Source organism: Amycolatopsis sp. SID8362 (genome assembly GCF_010550475.1).
GTDB classification, from domain to species: Bacteria; Actinomycetota; Actinomycetes; order Mycobacteriales; family Pseudonocardiaceae; genus Amycolatopsis; species Amycolatopsis eburnea.
Window position 1 is genome coordinate 1 of record NZ_JAAGNB010001300.1, and the last position, 875, is coordinate 875.

An 875-nucleotide genomic window follows, 5' to 3' on the forward strand; every position below is an offset into this window, starting at 1 on the left:
CGGTGCCAGCGCCAGCAGCGCCGCGTCCTTCCGGCTGAGCGGGTCGCCTTCGCAGCCGTTCGCGACGACGATCGAGCGCCGCGACCGGGCCGCGCGCAGCTTCACCGCCGTCGGGAAGCCACCGCCGCCCCGGCCGCGCAGTCCGGCCGCCTCGACGGCGTCCACCAGCCGGTCGCGGCCGTCGTCACCGTGGTAGGCGACCCAAGGCACAACGCCGTTCTGGCGCCGGTGACCGGCCAGGTCGAGCCGGTGCGGGGGCAGGATGCTCATCGGGTGCCTCCCAGCGGCGAGAGCTTGCGGGTTTCGGTGTCGGCGTGCTTCACGCCGGCGCGGTAGGCGACGGCACCGAGCACGGCCACGGCGCACAGCACGTCGAGCGCGATGATCCAGCCGTGCGCGCTGTCGTCTTCGGCCATGCCGATGCCGTGCACCAGCGCGACCGGCCAGCACAGGTAGGCCAGCCAGTGCACGGCGCGCCACACCCGCGCGGGCAAGCGGGTCCGCACCAGGCTGGTGACGACGATCGCGAGCAGCAGGTCGATCGCGACGGCGCCGAGCCCCACCCAGAACGGCTGGTAGCCGGCGCCGAACGGGAGCACGACGTCGAGCCAGCCCAGCGAGACGTAACCGTCGAGGACCGCCGTCGCGATGTGCGCGGCGAGGAAGCCGAGGCTGGTCAGCGCGAGGTTCCGGTGCACCGCGGCGACGGCGAACCGCGGCCACGACGGTGTCGCGAACCGGCCGGCCCCGAGCGCGCCGAGCACGACGACGCCGGTGAACAGCACGAGCGAGACGAGCCCGGTCGCGCGGCTGAAGTACCAGACGGCGGCGCTCACGACGGCCACCCCGCGGTGGTGACGACGTCGCCGCCGACC

The 875-nt window shown here is 74.6% G+C and carries 1 protein-coding gene and 1 pseudogene; both read right to left on the reverse strand.

Annotation, left to right across the window (positions count from 1 at the left end; genetic code table 11):
• Positions 1 to 270, reverse strand: a pseudogene (locus tag G3I65_RS39975) (proton-conducting membrane transporter); the annotation flags it as partial.
• Positions 267 to 836 (reverse strand): ferric reductase-like transmembrane domain-containing protein, encoded by a 570-nt coding sequence (locus G3I65_RS39980; protein ID WP_160700686.1) that lies wholly within the window; start codon positions 834 to 836, stop codon positions 267 to 269. The pseudogene G3I65_RS39975 and the gene G3I65_RS39980, both read right to left, overlap by 4 nt.
• Positions 837 to 875: the final 39 nt, after the last annotated feature.